The sequence below is a fragment of the Dyella thailandensis genome (assembly GCF_050749815.1).
Classification (GTDB): Bacteria; Pseudomonadota; Gammaproteobacteria; order Xanthomonadales; family Rhodanobacteraceae; genus Dyella_A.
In genome coordinates this window covers 2,104,068-2,128,988 of the sequence record NZ_CP192735.1, presented here as the reverse complement: position 1 = coordinate 2,128,988, position 24,921 = coordinate 2,104,068, and the positions used below count along the sequence as shown (strand labels likewise).

The following is a 24,921-nucleotide window of genomic DNA, read 5'->3' as shown; positions in this document are numbered from 1 at the left end:
ACAGGAGCATATCCGTGCCGCGGCACAGGTGCCCGAGCGGCCCGGATCGCTCGTCCCGGAGAGGGGCCGGCGATGCAGGCAGCCAGCAGGGAGGGCCGCCATCGCTGCGATCACGACAGCAGGATGCGATGCAGGTCGTTGTAGAACGCCAGGCCCATCATCATGAACAGCAGGGCAAGCCCCACATACTGGCCGGCGATCATGGTGCGCTCGCTCACCGGGCTGCCCTTGACCAACTCGATAAGGTAATACAGCAGGTGACCGCCATCCAAGAGCGGGATCGGCAGCAGGTTGAGGATGCACAGGCTCAGCGAGACCATGCCGAGGAAGTTGAGGAACCAGGCCGGCCCCATGCTGGCCGATTGGTTGGCGACCTGGGCGATGCCGATCACGCCGGAGAGATTCTTGGTGGATGCCTCGCCGGTGAGCATCTTGCCGATCATGCGGAAAGTCTGTGCGGCGCTGCTCCAGGTGGTGCCAAACGAGGCGCTGAGCGCCTTGAGCGGACCGTAATGCTGGATCGCCAATTCGCGCGGCTGCGATTCCACGCCGATCACCCAGCGGGCCGGCTGGCCTTCGAGCGAGGCCAGCTCGGCCACGACGGTAAGCGGTACCGTGGCGCCGTTGCGCTGCACGATCACGGCGAGCGAAGGCGACTTGGCGGCCTGCTCCGGAATCAGCTTCTGGAACTGCGCGTAATCATCGACCGCGATGCCATTGACGCTCACGATGCGGTCGCCGGCGCGCATGCCGGCCTTGGCAGCGGGCAGGCCGGGCATTGCCGTGCCGACGATCGGTGCGGCCGGTGCCAGCGAGAGGCCAAGCGTGTCGAGGTATTGGCCGACATCCTGGCCCGCCGGCAGCCGGTCCAGCGGCAGCGAGATGGCACGCTCCGTGCCGTCGACGCTGCGCACCTGCATGCTGAGCGGCTCGCGGCCGAGCAGGGCGTCGACGAGGTCGTCCATGGCGCCGGTCCAGGTCGTCACGCGCTGGCCGCCCACGCTGAGCACGCGGTCGCCCGGGCGGATACCCGCCTCGGCGGCCATGCTGTGCGGCGCGGCGGTAACCACCGGCGCCGCATCGGGCCGACCGAGCATGAACATCGCCCAGAACGCCGCCAGCGTAAAAATGAGATTGAAGCCGGGGCCGGCTGCCACGATCGCGATGCGCTTCCACACCGGCTTGGCGGTGAACTCCTGGTCGCGCAAGGCGGGGTCGACGTCACCCTCGCGGGCGTCGAGCATCTTCACGTAGCCGCCCAGCGGGATCATCGCCACCTGATACTCGGTACCGTCGCGCGCGGTGCGCTTCCAGATCGCCCGGCCGAAGCCCACCGAGAAGCGCAGCACTTTGACGCCGCAGCGGCGCGCGACCCAGAAATGGCCGAATTCGTGAAAGGTCACCAGCACGCCCAGCGTGACCAGCAACCAGAACACCGAGCCGAAAAAAGGATTCATCGATAAGAGCTTATCAGCATGCGTGGCGGAGGATGCGGCGCGCGGCGGCGCGCGCGGTCTGGTCACGCTCGACGAGCGTCCGGACATCGACCACGGGCTGCGCCGGCAGTTCCGCCAGCACACTCTCCACCAGGTTGGCGATGTCGAGAAAACCCAGCGCCCCGGCGAGGAAGGCTTCCACCGCGACCTCGTTGGCCGCATTGAGGATGGCCGGCGCGTCGCCGCCGGCGCGCAGCGCCTGGAAGGCCAAGGCGAGGCAGCGGAAGGTGTCGGTATCGGGCGGCTCGAACTGCAGCGGCGCCAGTGTGACCAGGTCCAGCGGCGCCACACCGGTATCGACGCGTTCGGGCCAGGCCAGCGCATGGCCGATCGCGGTGCGCATATCCGGGTTGCCCAGCTGGGCCAGCACCGAGCCGTCGGCGTAGTCCACCATCGAATGCACTAGGCTCTGCGGGTGCACCAGCACCTCGATGGCATCGGCCGGCGCGCCGAACAGGTGGTGCGCCTCGATCACCTCCAGCCCCTTGTTCATCAGGGTGGCCGAGTCGACCGAGATCTTGCGGCCCATCACCCAGTTGGGGTGGGCGCAGGCCTGCGCGGGCGTGATGTCGGCCAGCTCGGCGCGCTTGCGGCCGCGGAACGGGCCGCCGGAGGCGGTGAGGATCAGCCGCCGCACGCCGCTTGCCACGAGGTCGGGCCGGCCGCCCGGCAGGCACTGGAAGATCGCGTTGTGCTCGGAGTCCACCGGGATCAGCTCGCCACCGCCCTCGCGCAGCGCGGCCAGCAGCAGCGGGCCGGCCATCACGATGGATTCCTTGTTGGCCAGCAGCAGGCGCTTGCCGGCGCGGGCGGCGGCCAGGGTGGAATCCAGCCCGGCGGCACCGACGATGGCCGCGACCACTGTGTCGCACAGGTCGCCCGCGGCCGCGGTGCTGATCGCCTCGGCCCCGCTGGCGACCTCGCAGCGCACACCAGCGGCAGCCAGCGCGCGGGCGAGTCCGGCTTCCAGCGCCGGGTCGGCGATGATCGCCAGTTCCGGTCGGTGCCTCTCGCACAACGCGACCAGGGCGTCGACCTGTCGGTGTCCCACCAGCACGGTGGCGCGGAAGCGCTCCGGGTGCCGGCCGATCACATCCAGCGTGCTGCCACCGATCGAGCCGGTGGCGCCGAAGACGGCCACGCGCCTCATGCGAGCGACATGACGTCGAGCAGCCACAGGCCCAGCGCGAACACCGGCATCGCGGCGAATACGCTGTCGAGGCGGTCGAGCAGGCCGCCGTGGCCGGGGAAGATCTGGCCGGAATCCTTCATCTTGGCGTGGCGCTTCATCAGGCTCTCGATCAGGTCGCCCACGATCGACGCGGCCACGGTGAATGCCGCCACCACGATCAGCCCGACCAGTCGCGCATCGTGCACGCCGAGCAGCCAGCCGCCGATACCGACCACCAGCGCCGCTGCCACGAACGCGCCGTAGACGCCCGCCCAGGTCTTGCCCGGACTGATCTGCGGCGCGAGCTTGCGCTTGCCGAGAAAGCGGCCGGCGAAGTACGCGCCGATGTCCGCCGCCCACACGATCGCCAGGCCGAGGAAGGTCCACCAGTGACCGTGCGCCGGGATGCGGTGGATCAGCACCAGCGCCGCCCAGGCAGGCACCATCACGAACAGGCCGGCCATGAGCTTGATGCGGCGGTTTTCCGGGGTGGGCGCGGCACCGAACGCGAAATGGCGCAACCATGCGCAGGCCACCAGCCACCACAGCACGCCCACGGCGGCGAGCGCGCCCCACAGACGGGGATCGTGCGGCCACCAAGCGCCGACGACGATCAGCGCGAACAGCACCAGCATGGCGACCCGCGCCGCGGTGGAAGTCAGCCCGCTGAGCCGGGTCCATTCCCACACGCCCACCAGGAACGCCGCTGCCACGATCGCCGCGAAGACCGGCGTGCCCGGCCCCAGGATAATGAACAGGGCCAGCGGAATCAGCAGCAGGGCGGTAAGGGTGCGCTGGAGCAACATGAAATTCCTTCGTGGGTCAGCGCGCGGGCGCGGGGGCGACCTGTTCGCTGGTGCGCCCGTAACGGCGCTCACGGCGAGCATAGTCGTCGATGGCCCGGGCCAGGCAGGCCTGGTCGAAGTCCGGCCACAGCGTATCGGTGAAATAGAGCTCGGCGTAGGCCGCCTGCCACAGCAGGAAGTTGCTGATGCGCTGCTCGCCGCCGGTGCGGATGAACAGGTCCAGCGGCGGCAGTTCGGCCAGGCTCATCCAGCGTCCGAGGGCCGCCTCGTCCAGCGCCTCGGCCGTCAGCTCGCCGCGGCCGATCGCCAGCGCCGCCTGCCGTGCCGCCTGCACGATGTCCCAGCGGCCGCCATAGTTCACCGCGATGTTGAGCTGCAGGCGGGCGTTCTGCGCGGTGCGCGCCATCGCCCGCTCCATGCGCTGGCGCAGTTCGTCGCTGAAGCCCGCCAATTCGCCGATGAAGCGCAGCCGCACGCCCTGGGCGTGCAGCTCGTCGACCTCCTTGTCCAGCGCGCGCAGGAACAATCCCATCAAGGCGCTGACTTCGTCCTCCGGGCGCTGCCAGTTCTCGCTGGAGAAGGCGAACAGGGTGAGCGCCTCGACGCCCTGGCGCACGCAGCCCTCGATCACGTCGCGCACCGCCTTGCGCCCGGCGTTGTGGCCGAAGCTGCGCGGCTGGAAGCGGGCCTTGGCCCAGCGGCCGTTGCCGTCCATCACGATGGCGATGTGGCGGGGCACCCGCGCCAGCGCGTTCATGCGCGCGGGAGCGGGCTGACCAGGAGGCGCGCGAGCCGCATCGTCAGATGCTCAGCAGCTCGTCTTCCTTGTGCTTCACCACCGCGTCGACGTCCTTGACGAAGCGATCGGTCAGCTTCTGGATCTCGTCGTCGGCCTTGCGCTCTTCGTCTTCGGTGATCTGCTTTTCCTTGAGCAAATCCTTGACCTGCTGCAGGGCGTCGCGGCGGATGTTGCGGATGGCGATCTTGGCGTTCTCGCCCTCGTGGCCCACGTGCTTGGCCAGCTCGCGGCGGCGCTCCTCGGTGAGCGGCGGCATGTTGAGGCGGATCACGGTGCCGGCGGTGGTCGGCGTGATGCCGATGTCCGACGCCATCAGCGCCTTCTCGATCACTGCCACCAGGCTTTTCTCGAATGGCGTGATGATGATCGAGCGCGAATCGCCCAGCGCCACCGAGGCGACCTGGTTCAGCGGCATGTCCGAGCCGTAGTAGGGCACCTTGATGTTGTCCACCAGCGCGGTGCTGGCGCGACCGGTGCGCAGGCGGGTCAGGTCGTGCTTGAGGGCATCGATGCTCTTACCCATGCGGGTCTGGGCATCGTTCTTGATGTCGTTGATCATGGGTCGTCTTCCAATGGATCAGGCTAGCCGGCGAGTATACCAGCCGGTCGTGGGCGGTCCGGACGGCCCGCCAGGCCGGCGGCGCGGCGTGCGCTCAGCTGGCGCCGACGGTGGTGCCGATCGGCTCGCCGCGCATGATGCGCATCAGGTTGCCCGGCACGGTCATGTCGTAGATCACCATCGGCAGGCGGTGGTCGCGGCACAGGGCGATGGCGGCGGTGTCCATCACCGCGAGCTTGCGCTCGATCACCTCGTCGTAGGTGAGGTGGTCGTAGCGGGTGGCGTCGGTGTGCTTGGCCGGGTCGGCGGTGTAGATGCCGTCCACCTTGGTGGCCTTGAGCAGCAGGTCCGCGCCCACTTCCACCGCGCGCAGGGCGGCGGCCGAGTCGGTGGTGAAGAAGGGGTTGCCGATGCCAGCGGCGAACAGCACGATGCGACCCTTCTCGATGTGGCGGATCGCGCGACGGCGGATGAAGTCCTCGGCCACGTCGTGGATCGGCAGCGCGCTCATCACGCGGGCGAAGCCGCCGCGCTTCTCGATCGCGTCCTGCATCGCCAGCGCGTTCATCACCGTGGCCAGCATGCCCATGTGGTCGCCGGTGACCCGGTCCATGCCGGCCGCGGCCAGGCCGGCGCCGCGGAAGATGTTGCCGCCGCCGATCACCACGCCGATCTGGATGCCGGCGCGCTGCACCTCGATGATCTCGTCGGCCAGGCGGCCGATCACCTTCGGATCGATGCCGTAGTCGGCCTCGCCCATCAGCGCCTCACCGGAAAGTTTGAGCAGGATGCGCTGGTGCTTGAAGGATTCGCTCATGGGGACTCCGGCAGGGTGGGGCAAACCGGCGCATTGTAGCGGCGGCTGCAAAGTGTTCGTAAGAATTCTGTGGGCGGCGCGGCCGGCAGGGCGCAGGCGGGGAGTCGCGCTCGACCTGTCACACATGAAAAAGCCGCGGTTCCCCGCGGCTTTTCCGGTACTGCGTGCGGCCGGAAAAAATCAGACCTGCATCGCCTTGGCGACCTCGGCGGCGTAGTCTTCCTGCACCTTCTCGATGCCTTCGCCAACGGCCAGGCGGGCCACCGAAACCACTTCGGCACCGTCCTTCTTCAGCGCGTCGCCGACGGTCACGTTGGTGTCCAGCACGTACGGCTGGCCGAGCAGGGTCACCTCGGACACGATCTTGTTGATCTTGCCGGCGATGATCTTCTCCAGGATCTCGGCCGGCTTGGCCTTGTCCTTGTCGGTCATCTGGCTCAGCGCGATGTCCTTTTCCTTCTCGACGAACTCGGCCGGCACGTCTTCGGCCTTGATGTACTGCGGGTTCATCGCGGCCACATGCATGGCCACACCCTTGGCCAGCTCCTCCGAGCCGCCCTTCAGGGCCACCAGCACGCCGATGCGGCCGCCGTGGATGTAGCTGCCGATCACGCCGTCGGTCTCGACGCGCGCCATGCGGCGCACTTCGATCTTCTCGCCGATGGTGGCGATCAGCGCCTTGGCGCCTTCCTCGACGTTGCTGGCGCCCGGGAACGCGGCGGCCTTCAGCGCGTCGATATCGGCGGCGCCGGACTCCAGCGCGACCGTGGCAACGGTGTCGCTGAACTTCACGAAGTCGGGGTTCTTGGTGACGAAGTCGGTCTCGCAGTTGACCTCCACCAGCACCGCCTTGCCGGCGGACTGGGCGGCCACGATGCGGCCTTCGGCGGCGACGCGGTCGGCCTTCTTGTCAGCCTTGGCCAGGCCGTTCTTGCGCAGCCACTCGATGGCGACCTCGATGTCACCGTTGTTCTCGACCAGGGCCTTCTTGCATTCCATCATGCCGGCGCCGGACCGCTCGCGCAGTTCCTTCACCAGCTGGGCGGAGATGTTGCTCATGTCAATTCCTCGAATGCTTGGGAGCGGCGTGGCCCGCGCGGGGCCACGCCGCGGATGAAGCGACAGGCTTACTCGGCGGCGTCGGCCGACTCGCGACCGCCGCGGCCACGGCCGCCGTCACGACGCGGCGCACCAGCGCCCTTCTTGGCCGGAGCGCGGCGCGGGGCGGCGGCCTTGCGGTCGTCGTCCTTGGCCACCGGGTTGCCTTCCTCGTCGAGCTCGACGAACTCGTCGGCGTCGCCCTGGGCGGCGTTCGGCGCGGCGGCCTTGCCTTCCAGGATCGAGTCGGCGGCGGCGCGGGCGTACAGCTGGATCGCGCGGATCGCGTCGTCGTTGCCCGGGATGGCGTAATCCACCAGCTCCGGGTTGTAGTTGGTGTCGACCACGGCGATCACCGGGATGCCGAGCTTCTTGGCTTCCTGCACGGCGATGTCTTCGTGGCCGATGTCGATCACGAACAGCGCGTCGGGCAGGCGGTTCATGTTCTTGATGCCGCCCAGCGAGTTCTCGAGCTTCTCGCGCTCACGGCGCAGGGCCAGCACTTCGTGCTTGACCAGCTTGTCGAACGAGCCGTCGGTCTCGGCCGCTTCCAGTTCCTTCAGGCGGGCCACCGACTGCTTCACGGTGCGGAAGTTGGTCAGCATGCCGCCGAGCCAGCGGGCGGTGACGAACGGCATGCCGGCGCGTGCGGCTTCCTCGGCCAGCGGCTCACGGGCGGAGCGCTTGGTACCGACGAACAGGATGGTGCCGCGCTTCTGCGCCAGACCCGACAGGAAGTTCATCGCGTCGGTGAACAGCGGCAGGGTCTTCTCGAGGTTGATGATGTGGATCTTGCCGCGCGCGCCGAAGATGTACGGCGCCATCTTCGGGTTCCAGTAACGGGTCTGATGACCGAAATGGACGCCCGCTTCGAGCATCTGGCGCATGGTGACTTGGGCCATGGGTGTAACTCCGAATTGTCGGTTCCGAAAAGGAACCTGGGGGTTGGGACCTCCACGTATCCCCGACTTCGACCGCGGCGTTTCCTGGTAAGTGGCGGAAACGGACGCGGCACCCCGAAGGCGGTGCCGATACGTGTGTGGCGTTGGTTGGGCTTGCTCCGCGGCGCGGTTACAATGCCCGTTCGCTGTGCAGCCGAGATCGCCCGAAATGGGCGGGTACGGTCTGCAAAACTCGTGAATTGTAGCCGGTGCGCCGGTTAGGCGGCAAGTTGCCGGCGGACGTTGATCCCCCGGCCCGCCGCCGCCATCTGGGTGGAACCATGGCCATTACCCTGAAAACCCCCGAAGACCTGGCCGCCATGCGCGTGGCCGGCCAGCTCGCCGCCGAAGTGCTGGCGATGCTGAAAGAGCACGTCAAACCCGGTGTCACCACCGAGGATCTGGACCGTCTCGCCTACGAGCACATCGTCAAGGTGCAGAAGGCGGTTCCGGCCAACGTCGGTTACCACGGCTTCCCCAAGACGCTGTGCACCTCGGTCAACCACGTGATCTGCCACGGCATTCCGACCGAGAGCAAGGTGCTCAAGGACGGCGACATCATCAATCTCGACGTCACCGTCATCAAGGACGGCTGGCACGGCGACACCAGCCGCATGTACTTCGTCGGCACCCCGTCGGTGCTGGCCAAACGGCTGGTGGACACCACGCACGAAGCGATGATGCGCGGCATCCAGGCGGTGCGCCCGGGTGCCACGCTGGGCGACATCGGCGCGGCGATCCAGAAGCACGCCGAGGCGGCGGGTTTCAGCGTGGTGCGCGAGTACTGTGGCCACGGCATCGGCAAGGTCTACCACGACGAGCCGCAGATCCTGCACTACGGCAAGCCCGGTACCGGCATCGAGCTGAAGAAGGGCATGACCTTCACCGTCGAGCCGATGATCAACGCCGGCAAGCCGCACACCAAGCAGCTGCCCGACGGCTGGACCGTGGTCACCAAGGACCACTCGCTCTCCGCCCAGTGGGAGCACACCATCGCGGTGACCGACGACGGTTTCGAGATCCTCACGCCCTGGCCGGATGCCTGAGGGCGGGAAGTGGGTGAAGAGGAAAGTGAGAATTGAGAGGGGCGTCCGGTGATCGTGGCGCCCCTTGTTTTTGACGGCCCACGGCTTTTTTGATGACCCACGGCCCGCGGTGAGGGTAGGCCCCGTGCCGCCGAGCCACCGCGCCAGCCGTCAGCACCGGGCTTGCTCGGGCTCTACACTCACTTCTCGCTCCTTACTCCTCTTCACTCACTCCTCTCCATGACCGCCGCCTCCGTCCCGTTGCCGCCGTTACCGCGCCTGCCTGTCGCCGTACCGCGCTCGGGCGTCTCGACCGAGGCGCGCAAGGCGTTGCGTCAGTTGCTGGGCGACATGGATCGCGCGCTGGCCACGGCTTTTCGCGATGGCGCCGATGCCTCCGCCCTGGCCACCCGCCGCGGCGAATCGGTGGCGCGCATCGTGGTGCACGTGTGGAGCGCCTGCCTGGGTGAGGTGGTGGATACCGCGCTGTTCGCCGTCGGCGGCTTCGGCCGGGGCCTGCTGTTTCCGTATTCGGACGTCGACCTGCTGGTGCTCACCACGCGCGACGAGCCCGCGCTGCGCCGCGCGCTGGAGCAATGCTTCGCCACGCTGTGGGATATCGGCCTGAAGGTCGGCCATGCGGTGCGCGAGCCGGCGCAGTGCAAGGCGCTGGCGGCCGAAGAGGCCAGCGTGTTCACCAGCCTGCTCGATGCGCGCCGGCTGGCCGGTGATCCGGCGCTGGACGCGGTGCTGCGCGGCATCGTCGACGATCCCGCGTTGTGGCCACCACGCGCCTATCTCGGCGCACGGCTGGCCGAGCGCAACGCCCGTCACGCCCGCTTCGACGACACCGCCTACAACCTCGAACCCAACCTCAAGGACGGCCCCGGCGGCCTGCGCACGCTCGATTCGCTGCGCTGGCTGGGCCTGCGCCTGGCACACGCCGACGGCTTCGACGCGATGGTTGCCGAGGGGCTGCTCGATCCGGCCGAACGCGCCACGCTGGCCGAGGCCGAAGCCACGCTGCGCCGCTACCGCTTCGCCCTGCATCTGGAAGCGGGTCGGCCGGAAGAGCGGCTGCTGTTCGACTTCCAGCGTGGGCTCGCGGCCCGACTGGGCTTCGTCGACCAGCACGAGAAGAACCTCGGCGTGGAGCAGTTCATGCAGGGCTACTACCGCGCGGCCAGTCAGGTTGAGCGGCTGGGTGTGCAGATTGTCGAGCGCTTCGAGGAAATGCTCGAGCCGGACGGGCCGATGACGCCGATCGGCGACGGCTTCGTGCAGCACGGCCGGCGCATCGCCGCCAGCGATCCGGAGCTGTTCATGACCCGGCCGGCGGCGCTGGTGGAGATCTTCCTGGCCCGGCTGGATCACCCGGAGCTGATCGGCTTCAGCGCCGAAACCATGCGCCGCATCCATCAGGCCACCGCGACGCACGGCACCGCGCTGGCCGACGATCCCGCCGCGCTGGCTGCGTTTCTCAAGCTGCTCCAGCGCGGCGCACCGGCGGTGGACGCGCTGTGGCGGATGAACCGGCATGGCCTGCTGGCGGCGATCCTGCCCGCGTTCGGCAAGGTGTTCGGGCGCATGCAGTACGACCTGTTCCACGTCTACACCGTGGACGAACACACGCTGCGCGTGCTGCGCAACCTGGCGCGCTTCGCCGATCCGGCGGCGGCGAAGGAGTTCCCGCTCGGTTGCCAGATCTGGGCCTCGCTGGACAAGCCCGAACTGATGCTGCTGGCCGGCCTGTTCCACGATATCGCCAAGGGCCGCGGTGGCGATCATTCGGTGCTGGGCGAGGAGGATGCCCGGGTGTTCTGCACGCGGCTGGGCATTTCGCCCGAGGGCGTGGAGACGGTGGCCTGGCTGGTGCGCTGGCACCTCTTGATGAGCACCACTGCGCAGCGCCAGGACATCACCGATCCGGACGTGGTGACGCGATTCGCGGAGGCGGTGGACGACCGCCTGCGGCTGGATCGCCTGTACCTGCTCACCATCGCCGACATCATCGGCACCAGCCCGCGGTTGTGGAACGCCTGGAAGGACCGCCTGCTGGCCGACCTCTACACCGCCACCCGCTACGCGCTGCGCAGCGAGGCCGCGCTGCCGCGCGATGCGGGCGCGAGCATCGCCGAATGCCGCACCTACGCCATGGCGCTGCTGGAAGCGGAAGGCTTCGCGCCGGCGCAGGTCGAGCAGGTGTGGACGGATTTCCCCGAGCGCAGCTTCCTGCGCCACCGCCCCGAGCAGGTCGCCTGGCAGACCGCGGCGATCCTGCGCGCCGCCGGCACGCTGCCGCTGGTGGAGGTGCATCCGTTCTCGATTCGCGGCAGCACCGAGCTGTTCGTCTACGCGCCGGACCGCGACGGCCTGTTCGCCAGCGTCACCGCGATGCTCGACCGCATGCACTTCTCGGTGATGGAGGCGCGCGTGCTCAGCTCGCCCAGCGGGCTGGCGATGGACACCTTCCTGCTGCTGGAGGCGGACACCCAGATGCCCGCCAACGCCACGCGCTCGGATGAACTGCGCCAACGCCTGCTGCGCGCGCTGGCCGAGGCCAAGCCGGTGCAGCCGACGCGCCGCGGGCTGTCGCGGCACCTGAAGCATTTCCAGATGCCGCCGCGCATCGCCTTCAGCGCGATCGACGGACGCACCCAGATGGCCCTGGTTTGCACCGATCGCCCCGGATTGCTGGCGGCCGTGGCGCAGGTGCTGCTGGAGGTCGGCGTGCGCGTGCAGGACGCGCGCATCGCCACCTTCGGCGAGCGGGTGGAGGACTTCTTCCAGCTCACCGACCGCCACGATGCCCCCTTGTCGGCCGAACTGCAGGAGCACCTGCGCAGCGCGCTGCTGCAGCGACTGGCGCCGGCCAAGGCTTGAGGGCCTGCTCGAACGTGGTCTTAAGCGAGGCGTAGTTGCCGGGGCCGCGCCGTGCTTCCCGCTTTAGCCCCCACCCCTGAGCTTGCTCGTGCGAGAGGGTTGGGTGAGCAGGCTCGGATGTCGTCGCAGGAATCCGGGTGTTGCGGTGTTCGCCAGAAGCCCCCCCTCACCCCAGCCCTCTCCCCCGAACGATGAAGCCGTTCAGAGGATGAGGAAGCGAAGCGCGGATGCCGGGGCCGCGCCGTGCTTGCCACTTCAGCCCTCTCCCCTGAGCTTGCTCGGGGGAGAGGGTTGGGTGAGGGGGCCGGGATGTCGCAGGCATCCGGATGTTGCGGTGTTCGCCAGAAGCCACTCCCCTCACCCCAGCCCTCTCCCCAACCGATGAAGCCGTTCAGGGGAGAGGGAGCGAAGCGAGGATGCTTGGGGCGGAGTATCGTCGGCCCGCCGCAATGGGCGGCCCGGTTCGGGGAGTGTCATGTCGACCAAACGCATCGTTGCGCTCGCTGCGGCGGGCCTGTGCCTGTGGGGCGCGCTCATCGGATCGGCGTTCGCGGCCGAGCCTGCCGCCAAGCCGACAACGAGCTGGGTCTATCCGCTGATTCCCAAGTTCGGTGCGGTGCACCCGCGGCCGGACCTGCCCGAGCAGCCCGATCCCAAGGCCGACTACAAGGTGTTCGTCGACGTGGTCAGCGGCAACCCGGACCACACCAAGCCACTCGAATCGCTCGATCGCCTGGCGCGACTGGTCAACCTGATGGCCTACGCCAAGGTGCCGGCCAGCCACGTGCACATCGTGGCGTTGATCGAGCGCCAGGCGACCCCGGCCGTGTTCGGCAACGCGGCGTATCGGGCGCACTTCCAGTTGGACAATCCCAACCTGGAGATCCTCCATGCGCTGAAGGCCGCCGGCGTGCACCTGATGGTGTGCAGCCAGGCGCTGGCCGGCATGGGTGCGGCCGACAACGACGTGTCGCCGGATGTCACGGTGACGCTGTCGGCACTCACCGACGCGGTGGTCTACGGCCAGCGCGGCTACAGCTACATGCAGCTGTAGTGGACTGCGGACGTCTGGACGGCCATTCGGCGGCACGCTTCGGTCCGCGGTCGGGCGCGTGCCGCCAAGTGCAGTAATCTTGGCGGCCCGACCTCCGATCACAGGCCGTATCCGCCCATGCAGCAGCTTGCCTCCCTCATCGACGACGCCTTCGAGCGTCGCGCCTCGCTCGCCCAGAGCGAGATCGAAACCCATCTGCGCCCGGCCGTCGGCCAGGTGCTCGACCTGCTGGAAAGCGGCGAGCTGCGCGTTGCCGCGCCGGACGGGCAGGGAGGGTGGACGGTCAACCAGTGGGTAAAAAAGGCGGTGCTGCTGTACTTCCGCATCAACGACAACCGCGTGGTGGACGGCGGCCCGGCCGGCGCCTTCGACAAGGTGCCGCTGCGCTTCGCCCACGGCGACGACGACTCGCTGCAGCAACTTGGTGCGCGGGTGGTGCCCGGCGCGCTGGTGCGCCGCGGCGCGCACATCGCCAGGGACGTCGTGCTGATGCCCAGCTACGTGAACATCGGCGCGCACGTGGGCAGCGGAACCATGGTCGACACCTGGGCCACGGTGGGCTCCTGCGCGCAGATCGGCGCGCGCGTGCATCTGTCCGGCGGCGTCGGCATCGGCGGCGTGCTCGAGCCGCTGCAGGCCAACCCCACCATCATCGAGGACGACTGCTTCATCGGCGCGCGCTCGGAGGTGGTCGAGGGCGTGGTGGTGGAGAAGGGCAGCGTGATCGGCATGGGCGTGTTCCTCGGCCAGAGCACCCGCATCTACAACCGCGCCACCGGCGAAATCAGCTACGGACGCATCCCGGCGGGCAGCGTGGTCGTATCCGGAAGCCTGCCTGCCAAGGACGGATCGCACAGCCTCTACGCCGCGGTGATCGTCAAGCAGGTGGACGAGAAGACCCGGTCCAAGACCGGCATCAACGACCTGCTGAGGAGCTTCGAATGAGCGTCGAACTGTATGGCCTGACCAAGTGCAGCACCTGCGACAAGGCGCGCGCCTGGCTGGATGAGCACAAGGTCAAGCACAGCTTCACCGACTACCGCGACGAGCCGATCGCCCCGGCCACGCTGAAGGCGTGGGCGAAGGAGCTGACCTGGGAGAAGCTGGTCAACCGCGCCAGCTACACTTGGCGCGACCTGAGCGAGCAGCAGAAGGCGGCCTCCAGCGACGCCGAGTGGCTCGCCCTGATCAAGGAATACCCCGCGCTGGTGAAGCGTCCGGTGGTGGTGAAGGACGGCGCGGTGAGCGTCGGTTTCACCGAGAAGAAGTTCAAGGAGCTGTTCGGTGGCTGAAGCCGCCGTGCTCTACGGACTGGCCGGCACCGAGGCGTGCCGCAAGGCCTGCGCGTGGCTGGACCGCTTCGGCCACGCCTACCGCTTCGTCGATACCCAGCGCGAGCGCCCCGCGCCCGAAGCGCTGAAGGCCTGGGCGCAGGCGGCCGGCGGTTGGGATGCGCTGGCCGATCGCGGCGGCAAGGCCTGGAAGAACTTGCTGCCACAGCGGCGCAACCCGGAGAGCGATCCGGAATGGACGCTGCTGATCCGCGAGCATCCGGGCGTGCTGCGCCAGCCGCTGACGGTGCTGGCGGACGGCCGCGTTGTCGCGGGCTTCACCGGCGGCAGCTACGAAAAACGGTTCGGCAAGACCGCCAGGACAAGCGCATGAGCGACGTACTGGATCTCACCTGCGAGCTGATCCGCCGCGCCTCGGTGACGCCCGACGATGCCGGCTGCCAGGCGGCCATCGCCGCGCGCCTGATGCGAGCGGGTTTCCGCGTGCGCCACCTGCGCTTCGGCGAGGTCGACAACCTGTGGGCGACGCATGGCGACGGCGGCGCCACGCTGGCTTTCCTCGGTCACACCGACGTGGTGCCGACCGGGCCGGCGGATGCATGGCGCTTCGATCCGTTCACGCCCACCGTGGTCGACGGCATGCTGTACGGCCGCGGCGCAGCGGACATGAAGGGCTCGGTGGCGGCGATGGTGGTGGCGCTGGAGGCCTTCGTCGCCGCGCATCCGGATCACGCCGGTCGTGTCGGCCTGCTGCTGACCAGCGATGAGGAAGGGCCGACCAACCTCGATGGCGTGCGTCGCGTCGCCAGCGGTTTCCGCGCCGATCACGAACGTATCGACTGGTGCGTGGTGGGCGAGCCCTCGTCCACCGCACGCCTGGGCGATCTGATCCGCGTCGGTCGGCGCGGCTCGCTCAGCGGCACGCTCACCGTGCGCGGGGTGCAGGGTCACGTGGCCTACCCGGACAAGGCGAAGAACCCGATCCACGCCTTCGCCCCCGCGCTGGCCGACCTGGCCGCCGAGCGCTGGGACGAGGGCAATGCCGATTTCCCGCCGACCTCGTTCCAGGTCTCCAACCTCAACGCCGGCACCGGCGCCACCAATGTGATTCCCGGCGTGCTCACCGCGCTGTTCAACTTCCGCTACAGCACCGCCAGCACGGCGGACGATCTGAAGGCGCGCACCGAAGCGATCCTCTCCCGTCACGGCCTGGATTACGCGCTGGACTGGAACCTCTCCGGCGAGCCTTTCCTCACCCCGCCGAGCGGCCGCCTGCGCGAGGTGGTGGTGGACGTATGCCGCGAGCTGGCCGGGGAGATGCCCGTGCAAAGCACCGGCGGCGGCACCTCGGACGGCCGCTTCATCGCGCCGCTGGGCGCCGAGGTGGTGGAGCTGGGTCCGGTCAACGCGACCATCCATCAGGTGGATGAGTGTGTGGCGGTAGCCGACCTGGAGGCTCTGCCGGCGATCTACGAGGCGATCTGTACGAGGCTGCTCGCCGGCGGCTGATCCGTCCGCAGCGGGGCGACTGCGCTGCCGGTTCGATCGCCGTGCGCGAGCTACGCGGTGGGCCGATCAGCCCTCGACGCAAGCCGCGGCGCGCTGGCGCAGCAGGGTCTGCTCGCGCGCGTTGCCGGTCAGTGCCGCTGCCTGCAGGAAGGCCGCGCTGGCTTCGGGGAGGCGGCCGAGTTTTTCCAGCAGGTCGCCGTGCACCGCCGGGAGCAGGTGGTAGTGGGTCAGCGCCGGCGCCTCGCGCAGCGCTTCCACCAGCGGCAGCGCCGCGGCCGGGCCTTCGGCCATCGAGACAGCGACGGCGCGATTGAGCTCCACCACCGGCGAGGGCAGCACGTCGACCAGTTGGTCGTACAGGGCGGCGATGCGCGGCCAGTCGGTGGCCGCTGCCTCGGGGGCGCGGGCGTGGCAGGCGGCGATGGCTGCCTGCAGCGCGTAGGGGCCGGTGCTGCCGCCAAGTTTCTCGGCGCGCGCCAGGGAGGTCAGGCCGCGCTGGATGGCCAGGTGATCCCAACGCGCGCGGTTCTGCTGGGCCAGCAGGATCGGCGTGCCGTCGGGCTCGACGCGCGCGGCGCCACGCGAGGCCTGGATCTCCAGCAGGGCCAGCAGGCCGTGCACTTCCGGCTCGTCGGCCAGCCGCGCCGCCAGCGTGCGCGCCAGCCGCAGCGCTTCCTCGCACAGCGTCGGGCGCATCAGGTCGTCGCCGGCGCTTGCCGCGTAGCCCTCGTTGAAGATCAGGTAGATCACGGCCAGCACGGCGTCCAGCCGCTCGTGGCGCTCGTCGCCGCGCGGTACCTCGTAGGTGGGTTGCTTTTCGGCCAGCGTGCGCTTGGCGCGCACGATGCGCTGCGCCACGGTGGCTTCCGGCTGCAGGAAGGCGCGCGCGATCTCCGGCGTGGTCAGGCCGCCGAGCAGACGCAGGGTGAGTGCGATCTGCCCCTCGCGGGGCAGCACCGGGTGGCAGGCGGTGAAGATCAGCCGCAGCAGGTCGTCGCCGATGTCGTCGTCGAGCGCGTCGAGGTCGGGCATCACGTGCGACTCATGCTCGGGATCCCCGCCCAGCAGCGCGTGCTTGCGCTCGGTGAGCTGGCGATGGCGCAGCTGGTCGATGGCGCGATGCTTGGCGGTGGTGGTGAGCCAGGCGCCCGGGTTGTCCGGGATGCCGCTGGTCGGCCAGCGCTCCAGCGCGGCGACCAGCGCGTCTTGCGCCAGCTCCTCGGCCAGATCCAGGTCGCGCACGACACGCATCAGCGTGCCGATCAGCTTGGGCGATTCCAGTCGCCAGACGGCGTCGATGCGGCGGTGCAGTTCGGCGGTATCCATACGGCCGATCACAGCACTGGCGGGGCTCCTGGGCAAGCATGCCGTTGCCATCACCTCGGGCGTTCGGCCAGCTGCTCGCGCAGGCGGGCTTCGGATTCGCGCAGCTCGGGCGACATGATTTCGGCGAAATCGGCCTCCTCGTACAGCGGCCGGATCTCGATCTCGCACTCGCCCACGAACGGCGGCGGGCATCGGCGCGCCCATTCCAGCGCTTCGTCCATCGAGCGCACCTGCCACAGCCAGAAGCCGGCGATCAGCTCCTTGGTTTCGGCGAACGGCCCGTCGATCACCAGTTGCCTGCCGCCGGCGAAGCGGATGCGCTTGCCCTCGCGGCTGGGCTTGAGTCCTTCGCCGGCCAGCATCACGCCGGCCTGCACCAGCTCCTCGTTGAAGCGATTCATCGCCTCCATGATCTCGGCGTTCGGCATCGCCTGGGTCTCGCTTTCGGACTCATCGGTGGCCCGCACCATCACCATGCATCGCATCGTCGTCGCTCCCGTCGCCGGCACGGGCCGGCGTTCATTGGGACGACGGATGGCGCGGGCGCGGATCGACAAGCCGCGACGACGGAGTCCTAGCGTGCCGGCTGCATGACCAGCGTGTGGCTTGCCGGGCCGGGCAGGAACGGGGTCGGGCGACCCTTCACCCAATCCTCGTGGCCGGCGCCGAAGAACGGCGACAGCGGGTTGTCGCTCTGTCCGCCGGGCATGTGGAAGATGCCGCGGTCTTCGTGGCCGGGCGACACGTCCAGCCGCTCGGAGGCGCCAAAGCCGGGCGCGGCCACGCGGGGCAGATTGCCGTCGCCGGGCAGTGGCTCATCCGGCATGTCGATGAAGCGCGCCAGCCAGCCGGGCAGGGCGCGCGCCAGCGGGTGGTTCACCGCCGTGCGGTTGCGCTCGCCCCAGGTGCGCGCGGCCAGGCCGCCGGGCTGCTTGCCCAGTTCGCCGACCACCTGCTTCGCTGCATCGACGAGCAGGGCATGCCAATCGGGGTAGGCCGGATCGAGCAGGTGTGCCGGCTGCCGGTGGACCAGGGCCCACACGGCCGCTTCCGGATCGCCCAGCCCGGGCCAGGTGAAGTCGGCGAAGCGCGCCTGCACGCGCGCGGCGAACGGCGCCAGCACGGCGGCGTGCACGCGCTCGCGGAAGGCGCGCACGAGGCGGTAGTCCACGCTGTCCACCGCGGCGCGGCCGCGCCAGTTGCCGGTGAGGTCGCGCAGCTGCACCAGCTGGGGATCGGTGCTGCCGGCCAGGGTCTGCTGCAGAAATTGCTGCCAGCGGGTGAGCAGCACAGCACGGGTGTCGAGCTGGATATCGAGCAGGTCGGCCGGGGAGAAGCGAGCGCGCATGCGCAGGTCGTCCCGGATGGTCTGCGCGCGAGCGCCCAGATCGTGTCCGCCGTTGCCCAGCAGGGCCAGGGCGGCGCCATCGACGGTGCGGTTGTTGGCCGTCCAAAGTCGGCCGTCGGCCGGGTTCTCGATGCGCGGGTACTGCGCCGCGCTGGCCCAGCCTACCCAGCCAGTATCCGGGCCGACCAGTCGGCCGGTACCAGCGGATCGATGCCCCGACGCAACGGGATGCTGTTGCTGGCGATGGTCCAGCCGATATGCCCGGCGCTGTCGGCGACGAGCAGGTTCTGCGCCGGCATGCCCAGCGTGGGCGCGAGGTCGAGCGCGTGCGCCATGTCGGGCGCGCGTTCGAGCTGCATCAGGGCGAGGTTGTAGCCGCGCGGCCGGTCGCCGGTCCACGCGAGCGCCAGCGGCGTGCCGTCGGTGTCGCGGGCGAGGATCGGTCCCCAGCGCGTGTCCTGCACCGTCATCACGTGATCGGGCGCGCCCTTCACGTGGATCGTCTCGCGGTGCGCGGCGATGTCTTCCCAACCCTCGGGCGTGCGGTAGCGGCTGGCGTTTGCGGGATCGCGCTGCACGCGGATCCAGTCTTCCCAATCGCCGTAGCTGTTGGTGAAGCCCCAGGCGACCTGGCCGTTGGAGCCGACCACCAGCGCCGGCGTGCCGGGCAGGGTGACACCGCTGGCGTCGCGCATGCCGTTGGGCGCGCCGGCATCCGGGTAGCGCAGGCGCGCGCGGAACCACAGGTTCGGCACGCGCAGGCCCAGGTGCATGTCGTTGGCCAGCAGCGCTGCGCCGCTGCCGGTGAGCGCACCGGCCACCGCGAAGCTGTTGCTGCCGGGACGGGCGTCGTCCAGCGCCGGGGCCAGCACGTCGGCGAGGTCGTGTCCTTTCGCCGTCGCCTGGTGGCGCAGGTCGAAGGTGGCGGCGTCCGGCACCACCGGTTGTCGCGACAGCGTGCCGGTGAGCGGCGCCTCCCAATCCGGGTCGGGTGCGAGCAGGAAATCCACCACCGCGCGCGGCAGGGCGGCGCGCATCTGGGCGATGCGCAGCTCGCGCGTGTTGCCGCCGTCGCTGTTGAGGTCCAGGTACATCGCGGCGATCACCAGCAGGCTGTCTTCCGACCGCCACGGCTGCGGCCGCGTACCGAGCAGGAAGTACTCCCACGGCCGCACGGACAGATCGCCCAGCCCGGCATTCACGCCATCGCGGTAACGATCGAGCGTGCGGCGCTGATCGGCCGGCAGTTGCGCGTAGGCCTGCTCGACTACCGCGCGCAGGCGCAGGCGGCGATGTGCGATATCGGTCGGCAGTGCGGCCTTGCCGACCAGCGCAGACAGCTCGCCGGCGGGCAGCCGGCGCATCAGGTCCATCGAGAAGTAGCGTTCCAGCGCGTGCACATAGCCCAGCGCATAGCTGAGGTCGTCGCGGGTCTTGCCTTCGAGCGTGGCCGTGCCCAGCGCATCGCGTTGGATGCTCACCGGGGCGCTCAATCCGCGCGCCACGACCTCGCCATCCAGCGCGGCACGACTACGAGCCAGCAGCACCCACGCACCAATGCCGGCGGCGAGCACCAGCAGCACGAGGGCCACGAGCAGGCGGCGCGCCCAGCGCCATACGGTCTCGCGCCTCATGAATCGCCGAACACCGCGAAGATGCCGGCATAGGGCTTGAGCATGAACGAGGGCGCGCCGCTGTAGCCTTCGCCGTCCACGTAAAACTGCGAAATGCTGCCGTCCAGGTACAGCGCGTCACGGCAGCCCAGGCCGTCACGGAACAGCCGCGCGAAGGTGTGGAAGTTCACCGGTGTCTCGCTCACCGCGAACACCACACGCGTGGGCGAAGTCGCGCACACGCCGCTGCGCCACTTCATGCTGGAGGAGTCGTCTTCGAACTGCGCGTTGAGCTGGCCGTCGATCACCAGCATCGGGCCGGACTGCGTGGCCAGCGCCGCGGCCTTGCCCTCAGCCTTGAACGCCTCGGTGGTGCGCACGGCGGCGCGGCCGTCGGCGTATACCGCGAACACGCCGTTGGGCTGCATCGAAAAGTTGCCAGCGGCCGGATTGCCGCGGGCGCGGTTCAGCGGCACCAGCGTGCGTCCGCCTTCCACGTACAGGCCCAGCGGGGCGTCCTTGTGGTCGTAGATGCCCGCGTTGGCGGCGAACAGCAGCCGCTTGCCGTGGCGCGTGCCCCACTGCTGCAGGGCGTCGATGCTGCCGTAGGCCTGGCCATCGTCGGGGTTGCGCCAGTGCAGGCTGAGGCTCTGCCGGGTCAGGTCGATGCTGACCACGTGGAAGCGCTGGCCATCGAACTCGCGCTCCTCGCTGTCCAACGCGCGCGCGCGCGGCGTGCAGCCGACCAGCAGGGCGAGCAACAGCGCGGCGCCGATCAGCGGGCGCCAGCGGGGAAACGTCAGAACCGGTGCGGGTGATCCAGGCATTCCCCGATGGTCGCCGGGCGATACGGGTTGACGCAAGGGCGCGGGCGGTGACGGTTCAGCCGGCGCACGCGGCGGCGCTACACTGTGCGCTTTGCCAGCCTCCGCCATGCCTTACTGCCCCATCGTCGCCACGCTCGGCTATGTGCTCTCGCCCGATCGCCGCCGGGTGCTGATGATCCACCGCAACGCGCGCCCCGACGACCAGCATCTGGGCAAGTACAACGGCCTGGGCGGCAAGATGGAGCCGGGCGAAGACGCCGCCGCCTGCATGCGTCGCGAGATCCGCGAGGAGGCCGGCATCGAGTGCACCTCCATGCAGCTACGCGGCACCCTCAACTGGCCCGGCTTCGGCAAGCAGGGCGAGGACTGGCTCGGCTTCATCTTCATCGTCGACGCCTTCGAGGGCACGCCGCTGCAGACCAATCCGGAAGGCACGCTGGAGTGGGTCGAGCGCGACCGGCTGATGGAGCTGCCGATGTGGGAGGGCGATCGCCACTTCCTGCCGCTGGTGTTCGACGAGGACCCGCGCCCGTTCCACGGCGTGATGCCGTACAAGGACGGCCGCATGCAGTCCTGGTCGTTCTCCCGCCTGTGAGCGGTGAAGACCGGCGCATCCGCATCGTTGCTGCGGTCATCCGCGACGTGGCCGGTCGCGTGCTGCTGGTGCGCAAGCGCGGCGCGACGGTGTTCCAGCAACCGGGCGGCAAGCGCGATCCGCACGACGCCGACGACCTCGCCACGCTGGCCCGCGAGCTGCACGAGGAGCTCGGGGTGACGCTGGTGCCCAGTTCGGCGCAGTACCTGTGGCGCGCAAGCGCACCGGCGGCGAACGAGCCCGGTCACACCGTGGAAGGTGAGGTCTACGCGGTGGAGGTGGCTGGCGATATCCGCGCCCAGGCCGAGATCGAGGAACTGCGCTGGATCGATCCGGCGGCGCCGGGCGACCTGCCGATCGCGCGGCTCAGCCGCGAGCACATCCTGCCGCGTCTCTGATACCTCGCGGCAGGGCGCTTGGCGATGTCACGAGAAGCCGCGGGCGATTCGCGCGCTCGCGGGTCGTGGCGACCGGCGACCCTGCTTCAGGGATTTCCGCACAATAACTGCCGCTCAGCGCCCGACGCGGCGCCCGTCGTGGTCGAAATGGCCCTGGCCGGCGCCGATCGAGATGCTCACGCCGCCGGTCGGGTGGTCGCAGTCGCCGAACGCCTTGGAGAGGTTGACGGTGCCGGTCTGGTAGTTGCCGTTGAAGTGACTTCCGGCGACCACGCCGGTTCCAACGCTGCCGTGCACCTGGGTCTTGTTGTAGGTGGCGTCGTCGCAGGTATCGGCCGGCTCGTTGGCCGCGATCGCCGCGTCGGTGGTGCCGCTGGTGTCGCCGTAGTAGACGCCCGGTGCGGTGCTGGCGCTGGCGGGTTTGGCCGCGCTGCTGCTCGCGGCGGGAGCGGCGCTGGGCGGGAGCTTGAGGTTGAGTGGCTGGCTCGCACTCTGCGCCGCGGCAGAGGTGGCCAACGCGCTGGCGAGGAGGAGGCCGAGGGTTCGATGGAAAGTCATGTGCGCTCCGCGGGTGATGCCGTGTCAACGCGTGGGGACGCGGTACGTGCACAGCCATGCTTTGGGTGCCGCGAGGACGGGAAGTTCCTGCCGGCGCCAAAAGCGGTCGATCCCGCAACCCACTGTAGGAGCCCGCTCGCGGGCGATGCCTTGGCTTTGGTGTCGCATCAAGGCAAAAGCATCGCCCGCGAGCGGGCTCCTGCGGGGCGGTGCGGGGACGATGGTCTCGACCCGGCGCAGGCCGCGCGGCAGTGCGCGGCCTTTGGGATTCGTGCTTCGTGCCATGCCTGGGATGTGTCGATAGGGTTGCTGCCCTCCGCCACGACGCCGCCGATCCATGCGACTCACTGTAGGAGCCCGCTCGCGGGCGATGCTTTTGCCTTGATGTGACACCAGAGCCAAGGCATCGCCCGCGAGCGGGCTCCTACAAAAAGCGGTGGGTTCAGCCGGTGGTTTCGATCCGCTCGACGCGGCGCAGGCCGCGCGGCAGCACGCCGCCGCGGGTGGCGCGGTTGCCGCCGTACTCGACCAGGTCGGCCCATTTCAGCGTGAGCTTGCGCTGGCCGGCATACATCGTGACCTCGCCCTTGCCTTCGGCCACCACGGCCACGCCCACCACGCGCTCACCTTCCGTCATCTGCTTCTTCGGGATCTCGATCAGCTTGTTGCCCTTGCCCTTGTCCAGTTCCGGCAACTCGGCGACGGAGAACATCAGCAGATGGCCTTCGGAGGTGACCACCACGATGCGGTCGCGCGACGGATCAGCGCTGACCTGCGGCGCCAGCACCTTGGCGCCGTCGCTGAGGCTGATGATCTGCTTGCCGGCCTTGTTGCGGCCGGTGAGCGCCTCGAAGCGGGTGACGAAGCCGTAGCCGAAGTCTGTGGCGAGGATCAGCCGCGTATCGTTGTCGCCTGCGGCGAGCGCGTCGAAGCTGGCGCCGGCCGGCGGGGTGAAGCGGCCGGTCAGCGGCTCGCCGTTGCCGCGTGCCGAGGGCAGGGTGTGGGCCGGGGTGGAATAGCTGCGGCCGGTGGAGTCGATCACCGCGATCTGTTGGGTGGTGCGCGCCCTCACCGCGGCGAGCAGGCCGTCGCCTTCGCGGTAGTTCAACCCTTCGGCGTCGACGTCGTGACCCTTGCCGGCACGGATCCAGCCCTTCTGGCTGAGCACCACGGTGACCGGCTCGCTGGCCACCAGCGCGCTCTCGTCCAACGCCTGCGCCACCTCGCGCTGCACCAGCGGCGAGCGGCGGTCGTCGCCGTACTTGGCCGCATCGGCGCGCAGTTCTTCCTTGATCAGGCCCTTGAGCTTGGCCGACGACTTCAGCAGCACGTTGATGCGCGCGCGCTCCTCTTCGAGCTGGTTCGCCTCGGCGGTGATCTTCATTTCCTCGAGCCGGGCCAGCTGGCGCAGCTTCGTCTCGAGGATGTAGTCGGTCTGCTGTTCGCTGAGCCGGAAGCGGCTCATCAACACCGGCTTGGGCTCGTCCTCGGTGCGGACGATGCGGATCACTTCGTCCAGATTGAGGTAGGCGATGCGCAGGCCTTCCAACAGGTGCAGGCGGCGCTCGACCTTGCCCAGGCGGTGCTCCAGACGGCGGGTGACCGTGGCGGTGCGGAAGCTCAGCCACTCGGTGAGGATCTTCTTCAGATCCTTCACCTGCGGCCGGCCGTCCATGCCGATCATGTTGAGGTTGACGCGGAAGCTCTTCTCCAGGTCGGTGGTGGCGAAGAGGTGCTGCATCATCTCGTCGGTGTCCACGCGATTGGAGCGCGGCACGATCACCAGCCGGATAGGGTTCTCGTGGTCGGACTCGTCGCGCAGGTCCTCGATCATCGGCAGCTTCTTGGCGCGCATCTGCGCGGCGATCTGCTCGAGGATCTTCGACGGGCTCACCTGGTGCGGCAGCGCGGTGATCACCACGTTGCCGTCTTCCACGCCGTACACCGCGCGGGCGCGCAGCGAGCCGTTGCCGGTGGTGTAGATGGCCAGCAGCTCCTTACGCGGGGTGATGATTTCCGCCTCGGTCGGGTAGTCCGGGCCGAGCACGTGCTCGCACAGGTCGGCGACGCTGGCCTCTGGATCATCCAGCAGGCGGATGCAGGCGCTCACCACTTCGCGCAGGTTGTGCGGGGGGATGTCGGTGGCCATACCCACGGCGATGCCCATCGAGCCGTTGAGCAGCACGTGCGGCACGCGCGCGGGCAGCCAGCTAGGTTCGTCCATGGTGCCGTCGAAGTTCGGCACCCAGTCCACCGTGCCGTGGCCGAGCTCGCCCAGCAGCGCCTCGGCGATCGGGCTGAGCTTGGACTCGGTGTAGCGCATGGCCGCGAAGCTCTTGGGGTCGTCCGGCGAGCCGAAGTTGCCCTGGCCGTCCACCAGCGGGTAGCGGTACGAGAACGGCTGCGCCATCAGCACCATCGCTTCGTAGCAGGAGCTGTCGCCGTGCGGATGGAACTTGCCGATCACGTCGCCGATGGTGCGCGCCGATTTCTTCGGCTTGGCGGTGGCCGCCAGGCCCAGCTCGCTCATCGCGTAGATGATGCGTCGCTGCACCGGCTTCAGGCCATCGCCGACGAAGGGCAGGGCGCGGTCCAGCACCACGTACATGGAGTAGTCAAGGTACGCGCGCTCGGCGTATTCCTTGAGCGGGATCTGTTCGTAATTGGCTTGCAGGTTCATTTTTTCGATCAATCGATAAGCGCGCCGGCGGCGCGGACAGCCGGTCGATGGTGCCAGAACGGGCCGGGGGGTGACAGCTTGCGCCGGGCACTATGCCGTGCTGCCGTCGCACGGATTGCGCCGGCG

General features: G+C 69.2%; 24 protein-coding genes. 9 read left to right on the top strand and 15 right to left on the bottom strand.

Translation table 11 applies throughout. From position 1 onward, the window contains the following. Positions 1–110: 110 nt before the first annotated feature. From rseP to rpsB, 8 genes are all read right to left on the bottom strand, one after another. Positions 111–1,457: an RIP metalloprotease RseP gene (gene rseP, locus ACQVBX_RS09880; RefSeq protein ID WP_431633925.1), complete on the bottom strand. Its 1,347-nt coding sequence runs from the start codon at positions 1,455–1,457 to the stop codon at positions 111–113. A gap of 13 nt (positions 1,458–1,470) precedes the next feature. Beyond that, positions 1,471–2,646, bottom strand: a complete 1,176-nt coding sequence (locus ACQVBX_RS09875) for a 1-deoxy-D-xylulose-5-phosphate reductoisomerase (RefSeq protein WP_431633924.1) — start codon at positions 2,644–2,646, stop codon at positions 1,471–1,473. Next, positions 2,643–3,473, bottom strand: a complete 831-nt coding sequence (locus tag ACQVBX_RS09870; protein ID WP_431633923.1) for a phosphatidate cytidylyltransferase — start codon at positions 3,471–3,473, stop codon at positions 2,643–2,645. The genes ACQVBX_RS09875 and ACQVBX_RS09870 overlap by 4 nt, the downstream gene beginning before the upstream one ends. Before the next feature lie 16 nt (positions 3,474–3,489). Next, complete coding sequence (gene uppS, locus ACQVBX_RS09865) at positions 3,490–4,230, bottom strand: polyprenyl diphosphate synthase (protein WP_431633922.1); 741 nt, start codon at positions 4,228–4,230, stop codon at positions 3,490–3,492. Positions 4,231–4,273: 43 nt separating this feature from the next. Then, entirely contained in the window at positions 4,274–4,831 is a 558-nt protein-coding gene (gene frr, locus ACQVBX_RS09860) for a ribosome recycling factor (protein WP_431633921.1), read from the bottom strand. A gap of 94 nt (positions 4,832–4,925) precedes the next feature. After that, on the bottom strand, positions 4,926–5,648 hold the full coding sequence (gene pyrH, locus ACQVBX_RS09855; RefSeq protein ID WP_431633920.1) for a UMP kinase: 723 nt from the start codon (positions 5,646–5,648) through the stop codon (positions 4,926–4,928). 180 nt (positions 5,649–5,828) lie between these two features. Continuing rightward, on the bottom strand, positions 5,829–6,707 hold the full coding sequence (gene tsf / locus ACQVBX_RS09850) for a translation elongation factor Ts (protein ID WP_431633919.1): 879 nt from the start codon (positions 6,705–6,707) through the stop codon (positions 5,829–5,831). A 68-nt stretch (positions 6,708–6,775) separates the two neighbouring features. Continuing rightward, on the bottom strand, positions 6,776–7,648 hold the full coding sequence (gene rpsB, locus ACQVBX_RS09845) for a 30S ribosomal protein S2 (RefSeq protein WP_431633918.1): 873 nt from the start codon (positions 7,646–7,648) through the stop codon (positions 6,776–6,778). A gap of 320 nt (positions 7,649–7,968) precedes the next feature. Here rpsB and map point away from each other — a divergent pair, with 320 nt between their 5' ends. The 7 genes from map to dapE all read left to right on the top strand — a co-directional run bounded on the left by map (position 7,969) and on the right by dapE (position 15,450). Beyond that, entirely contained in the window at positions 7,969–8,733 is a 765-nt protein-coding gene (gene map, locus ACQVBX_RS09840) for a type I methionyl aminopeptidase (RefSeq protein WP_431633917.1), read from the top strand. A 219-nt stretch (positions 8,734–8,952) separates the two neighbouring features. Next, positions 8,953–11,595 (top strand): [protein-PII] uridylyltransferase, encoded by a 2,643-nt coding sequence (gene glnD, locus ACQVBX_RS09835; RefSeq protein WP_431633916.1) that lies wholly within the window; start codon positions 8,953–8,955, stop codon positions 11,593–11,595. 475 nt (positions 11,596–12,070) lie between these two features. Next, on the top strand, positions 12,071–12,649 hold the full coding sequence (locus ACQVBX_RS09830; protein WP_431633915.1) for a DsrE family protein: 579 nt from the start codon (positions 12,071–12,073) through the stop codon (positions 12,647–12,649). 117 nt (positions 12,650–12,766) lie between these two features. Continuing rightward, positions 12,767–13,594 (top strand): 2,3,4,5-tetrahydropyridine-2,6-dicarboxylate N-succinyltransferase, encoded by an 828-nt coding sequence (gene dapD / locus ACQVBX_RS09825; protein ID WP_431633914.1) that lies wholly within the window; start codon positions 12,767–12,769, stop codon positions 13,592–13,594. Continuing rightward, entirely contained in the window at positions 13,591–13,941 is a 351-nt protein-coding gene (locus ACQVBX_RS09820) for a Spx/MgsR family RNA polymerase-binding regulatory protein (protein ID WP_431633913.1), read from the top strand. Before dapD ends, ACQVBX_RS09820 begins: the two co-directional genes overlap by 4 nt. Then, positions 13,934–14,314, top strand: coding sequence for an ArsC/Spx/MgsR family protein (locus tag ACQVBX_RS09815; protein WP_431633912.1), 381 nt, complete (start codon positions 13,934–13,936; stop codon positions 14,312–14,314). Before ACQVBX_RS09820 ends, ACQVBX_RS09815 begins: the two co-directional genes overlap by 8 nt. Next, positions 14,311–15,450 (top strand): succinyl-diaminopimelate desuccinylase, encoded by a 1,140-nt coding sequence (gene dapE, locus ACQVBX_RS09810; RefSeq protein ID WP_431633911.1) that lies wholly within the window; start codon positions 14,311–14,313, stop codon positions 15,448–15,450. Before ACQVBX_RS09815 ends, dapE begins: the two co-directional genes overlap by 4 nt. 66 nt (positions 15,451–15,516) lie before the next feature. On the opposite strand, the gene ACQVBX_RS09805 is transcribed toward dapE, so the two are convergent. From ACQVBX_RS09805 to ACQVBX_RS09785, 5 genes are all read right to left on the bottom strand, one after another. After that, entirely contained in the window at positions 15,517–16,776 is a 1,260-nt protein-coding gene (locus ACQVBX_RS09805; RefSeq protein ID WP_431633910.1) for an RNA polymerase sigma factor, read from the bottom strand. A gap of 50 nt (positions 16,777–16,826) precedes the next feature. After that, positions 16,827–17,261, bottom strand: coding sequence for a YciI family protein (locus tag ACQVBX_RS09800; RefSeq protein ID WP_431633909.1), 435 nt, complete (start codon positions 17,259–17,261; stop codon positions 16,827–16,829). Positions 17,262–17,350: 89 nt separating this feature from the next. After that, complete coding sequence (locus tag ACQVBX_RS09795; RefSeq protein WP_431638151.1) at positions 17,351–18,256, bottom strand: penicillin acylase family protein; 906 nt, start codon at positions 18,254–18,256, stop codon at positions 17,351–17,353. 29 nt (positions 18,257–18,285) lie between these two features. Beyond that, positions 18,286–19,758, bottom strand: coding sequence for a penicillin acylase family protein (locus ACQVBX_RS09790; protein ID WP_431633908.1), 1,473 nt, complete (start codon positions 19,756–19,758; stop codon positions 18,286–18,288). After that, positions 19,755–20,564 (bottom strand): phosphodiester glycosidase family protein, encoded by an 810-nt coding sequence (locus tag ACQVBX_RS09785; protein ID WP_431633907.1) that lies wholly within the window; start codon positions 20,562–20,564, stop codon positions 19,755–19,757. Before ACQVBX_RS09785 ends, ACQVBX_RS09790 begins: the two co-directional genes overlap by 4 nt. Positions 20,565–20,670: 106 nt before the next feature. On the opposite strand from ACQVBX_RS09785, the gene ACQVBX_RS09780 reads away from it, so the two are divergent. Together ACQVBX_RS09780 and ACQVBX_RS09775 are read left to right on the top strand one after the other, a co-directional pair. Then, on the top strand, positions 20,671–21,159 hold the full coding sequence (locus ACQVBX_RS09780) for an NUDIX hydrolase (protein ID WP_431633906.1): 489 nt from the start codon (positions 20,671–20,673) through the stop codon (positions 21,157–21,159). Beyond that, on the top strand, positions 21,156–21,557 hold the full coding sequence (locus ACQVBX_RS09775; protein ID WP_431633905.1) for an NUDIX hydrolase: 402 nt from the start codon (positions 21,156–21,158) through the stop codon (positions 21,555–21,557). The genes ACQVBX_RS09780 and ACQVBX_RS09775 overlap by 4 nt, the downstream gene beginning before the upstream one ends. Positions 21,558–21,671: 114 nt before the next feature. Here ACQVBX_RS09775 and ACQVBX_RS09770 read toward each other — a convergent pair whose 3' ends face one another. Together ACQVBX_RS09770 and parC are read right to left on the bottom strand one after the other, a co-directional pair. Next, the gene (locus ACQVBX_RS09770) at positions 21,672–22,115 is read right to left on the bottom strand and encodes a hypothetical protein (protein ID WP_431633904.1); all 444 of its coding nucleotides are present in this window, start codon (positions 22,113–22,115) and stop codon (positions 21,672–21,674) included. A 442-nt stretch (positions 22,116–22,557) separates the two neighbouring features. Further along, entirely contained in the window at positions 22,558–24,795 is a 2,238-nt protein-coding gene (gene parC / locus ACQVBX_RS09765; RefSeq protein ID WP_431633903.1) for a DNA topoisomerase IV subunit A, read from the bottom strand. Positions 24,796–24,921: the final 126 nt, after the last annotated feature.

Coding starts and splice junctions, on each gene's coding strand:
- pyrH (WP_431633920.1), bottom strand. CDS start 5,648: ATGAGCGAATCCTTCAAGCACCAGCGCATCCTGCTCAAACTTTCCGGT.
- ACQVBX_RS09830 (WP_431633915.1), top strand. CDS start 12,071: ATGTCGACCAAACGCATCGTTGCGCTCGCTGCGGCGGGCCTGTGCCTG.
- ACQVBX_RS09800 (WP_431633909.1), bottom strand. CDS start 17,261: ATGCGATGCATGGTGATGGTGCGGGCCACCGATGAGTCCGAAAGCGAG.
- dapE (WP_431633911.1), top strand. CDS start 14,311: ATGAGCGACGTACTGGATCTCACCTGCGAGCTGATCCGCCGCGCCTCG.
- ACQVBX_RS09770 (WP_431633904.1), bottom strand. CDS start 22,115: ATGACTTTCCATCGAACCCTCGGCCTCCTCCTCGCCAGCGCGTTGGCC.
- parC (WP_431633903.1), bottom strand. CDS start 24,795: ATGAACCTGCAAGCCAATTACGAACAGATCCCGCTCAAGGAATACGCC.
- dapD (WP_431633914.1), top strand. CDS start 12,767: ATGCAGCAGCTTGCCTCCCTCATCGACGACGCCTTCGAGCGTCGCGCC.
- ACQVBX_RS09820 (WP_431633913.1), top strand. CDS start 13,591: ATGAGCGTCGAACTGTATGGCCTGACCAAGTGCAGCACCTGCGACAAG.
- rpsB (WP_431633918.1), bottom strand. CDS start 7,648: ATGGCCCAAGTCACCATGCGCCAGATGCTCGAAGCGGGCGTCCATTTC.
- ACQVBX_RS09780 (WP_431633906.1), top strand. CDS start 20,671: ATGCCTTACTGCCCCATCGTCGCCACGCTCGGCTATGTGCTCTCGCCC.
- uppS (WP_431633922.1), bottom strand. CDS start 4,230: ATGAACGCGCTGGCGCGGGTGCCCCGCCACATCGCCATCGTGATGGAC.
- ACQVBX_RS09785 (WP_431633907.1), bottom strand. CDS start 20,564: ATGCCTGGATCACCCGCACCGGTTCTGACGTTTCCCCGCTGGCGCCCG.
- map (WP_431633917.1), top strand. CDS start 7,969: ATGGCCATTACCCTGAAAACCCCCGAAGACCTGGCCGCCATGCGCGTG.
- ACQVBX_RS09805 (WP_431633910.1), bottom strand. CDS start 16,776: ATGGATACCGCCGAACTGCACCGCCGCATCGACGCCGTCTGGCGACTG.
- tsf (WP_431633919.1), bottom strand. CDS start 6,707: ATGAGCAACATCTCCGCCCAGCTGGTGAAGGAACTGCGCGAGCGGTCC.
- rseP (WP_431633925.1), bottom strand. CDS start 1,457: ATGAATCCTTTTTTCGGCTCGGTGTTCTGGTTGCTGGTCACGCTGGGC.
- ACQVBX_RS09870 (WP_431633923.1), bottom strand. CDS start 3,473: ATGTTGCTCCAGCGCACCCTTACCGCCCTGCTGCTGATTCCGCTGGCC.
- ACQVBX_RS09875 (WP_431633924.1), bottom strand. CDS start 2,646: ATGAGGCGCGTGGCCGTCTTCGGCGCCACCGGCTCGATCGGTGGCAGC.
- ACQVBX_RS09790 (WP_431633908.1), bottom strand. CDS start 19,758: ATGAGGCGCGAGACCGTATGGCGCTGGGCGCGCCGCCTGCTCGTGGCC.
- frr (WP_431633921.1), bottom strand. CDS start 4,831: ATGATCAACGACATCAAGAACGATGCCCAGACCCGCATGGGTAAGAGC.
- glnD (WP_431633916.1), top strand. CDS start 8,953: ATGACCGCCGCCTCCGTCCCGTTGCCGCCGTTACCGCGCCTGCCTGTC.